This window comes from Pseudanabaena sp. SR411 (genome assembly GCF_002251945.1).
Classification (GTDB): Bacteria; Cyanobacteriota; Cyanobacteriia; order Pseudanabaenales; family Pseudanabaenaceae; genus Pseudanabaena.
The window spans coordinates 1-2,593 of sequence record NZ_NDHW01000007.1 but is presented as its reverse complement, the minus strand read 5'-3'; the positions used below and the strand labels follow the sequence as shown (position 1 = coordinate 2,593).

At 35.8% G+C, this 2,593-nt stretch carries 1 protein-coding gene and 1 pseudogene; both read left to right on the top strand.

Annotated elements, in window-relative coordinates; all coding sequences use genetic code 11:
• Window positions 1-113: pseudogene (locus B9G53_RS28875) on the top strand (DDE transposase); the annotation flags it as partial.
• 8 nt (window positions 114-121) lie between these two features.
• The gene (locus B9G53_RS00090) at window positions 122-2,404 is read left to right on the top strand and encodes a helicase C-terminal domain-containing protein (RefSeq protein WP_094528302.1); all 2,283 of its coding nucleotides are present in this window, start codon (window positions 122-124) and stop codon (window positions 2,402-2,404) included.
• The last annotated feature ends 189 nt before the right edge of the window (window positions 2,405-2,593 follow it).

The following is a 2,593-nucleotide window of genomic DNA, read 5'->3' as shown; positions in this document are numbered from 1 at the left end:
ATCGTTGTAAAAGTCTGGTCAAAAACTTTGACAGAACTTTAGACAATGCTAATGCGAGAATTCATCTTTGCTTTATCAGGCTTATGCTTAAGCGCCTCGCTAAGGCTTCCTAAGATACCAAATGGGTTCTATAAAAACTTCTTTACTTGTCGGTCCACAAAGTCAATATGATTCGTCTTTGTTTTTTCAATATCAGCAAGGTAAGTCAATCGCAATATCAACATATAGTGGAGTTTTTAATACGAATCCACGTATAGATGATCCTGAAGTAATTATTTGCGATGATGCTCATGCAGCAGATAACTATGTTGCAGACTTATGGACTCTTACTATCCAAAGAGTAAAGCACAAAGACCTATTTATATCTATACATAGATTACTTCAATCAGCTATACCAGACTATGTGAATTATCAAATTGATTTAGGGGTAATTAAGCCCTCAGAAGAACATGTTGATCTAATTTCCAATATTTCCTGCTATGAATACATTCCTGAGCTTGAGCGGATATTGGGAGAATTTACTAAAAATGATAAAGACTTAATGTACTCTTGGAGTGTCCTTTCATCACATCTAGAATCTTGCTCAATTTATATATCTGCCAAAAGTATTGAAATTCGACCAATTATTCCACCCTCACTAAACCATCAACCATTTTCTGGCGCTAAGCAACGTATTTATATGTCTGCTACCTTGGGGGAAGATGGAGATATTGAAAGAGTATTTGGAGTAAAAAAAATTGCTAGATTGCCAATTCCTGAAGAGTGGCATAAAAGAAGTACGGGAAGAAGATTAATTTTATTCCCAAGACAATCTTCTGATTTAGATCCTAAAGAGACTGTAATCGAAATGATTAAAAAAGTCCCTCGCGCTCTTATTTTGGTTCCTGATAATAATAACCTGAAAGAATGGGAAGAGAAACTGTCTAAATCTCACACTATAGTTAAATCAGATGATATTGAACAGAATCTAGATAAATTTACAAGATGTTCAAGTCCATCTATTCTTCTTTTGGCTACCCGCTACGATGGTATTGATCTACCAGCAGATGATTGTAGATTCATGGTCTTAGATGGTGAACCATCAGCTTCAGGTCTACAAGAAATGTACATGAGAACTAGACTATTCGCATCTTCTCAGCTATATAATCGTATCCGAACACGAATCACACAGGCTATGGGAAGATGTACCCGAGATGAGAGTGATTATTCTGTAGTCATAATTCTTGACGATAAACTTACGAAACGATGCTGCACTAAAAATTTCACTCAAGGTATGCATCCCGAACTACAAGCTGAAATTTCGTTTGGGCTACAAAATTCTATGGATTACACCACTTCAGATTTTGTCGAACTTTCTGAAGCATTTCTAAATCGTGTACCAGAATGGCAAGAAGCAGAACAAGATATTCGTAAGCAACGTGACTCATTTGAAAAAACACCTGATTCCACAGTAATATCTCTAGCCAAAGCTATGCCTTATGAAATTGATTATGTATATGCTTCGTGGCAAGGACAACATGAAAAAGCTTTAACCCTAGCACAAAAGGTTCTTGAAGCTATAGAAGGTGGATCAGACCTTAAACCATATAGAGCATTTTGGTATCATCAAGCAGCAACTTCTGCCTTTTTAGCGTGGAAATATTTGGATAACGAAACCTTCAAAAACGCTACTGTTTCATATTTGGAAAAATCAGCAGCCAGTTGTTCACTTACTTGGATAGAAAAATTACGTTCTGATCTATCAGGTAATTCCAACAAATTGATTGATAGAGAGTTACCACTACAAGAATGGTTTCAACAAATTGATAGTTTACTTCAAGAGTGGGGAATCTCAGGTAGTAAATTTGCAAAAAAACTAACAGAGACTCAAAGAATTATAGAGGCTCAAGAAGCTAAGAAATTTGAAAATGGATTAGCCATTTTAGGAAGAATGCTAGGAGCAAAAACACATCAATGGAAAGATGATGGCGCTCCAGATGGCTTATGGATTTTTGGTGATTTGGTTGCATTTGTTTTTGAAGCTAAAACTAATGAGTCACCTACAAAAGGTATTTCATTAGATACAGTTACACAGGCAGGTAGACATGAAGTCAGAACTAGGGCTGATAAACTTATTCCTGAATTTATGCCTTGTTTCACTATAATTATTTCTCCACGCACCACAATAGATAAGCTTACATTACCTCATCTTCAAGAGATTAGTTACATGTCTCATGAAGATATCGTTAAGCTCTTTAATAACGCTGCTATGGTATTTGAAAGACTGCGTGCATCCGCATCTGGTAATAGTGATGAAGCATTACTAGATAATGCGTTGAAATTCTACAGTGAAAAATCTGTTGATCTACAAAGCATTCGGAATTTGCTTACAAAGACAAAGCTCAAAGATTTATCTGTTCAATAGTTGGATATTTTGGAAGAGTTAAGGGTGATTGAGAAAAAGTGCGATCGCTTTTATTATTTCCTACATTCCGCTCGTAATGGAAGGGTAAAATAATTACCGAAAATCAAAATCATCGAAAATCAAAAAAGAGGAGGTAAATATTAATACAGAGATGAAAGTATCGAATCTAGACCATCTAGGGATCGTGGC

What these genes read in the sequence shown, in the direction of transcription:
- B9G53_RS00090 (WP_094528302.1), top strand. Translation starts at nt 122, where the DNA reads ATGGGTTCTATAAAAACTTCTTTACTTGTCGGTCCACAAAGTCAATAT.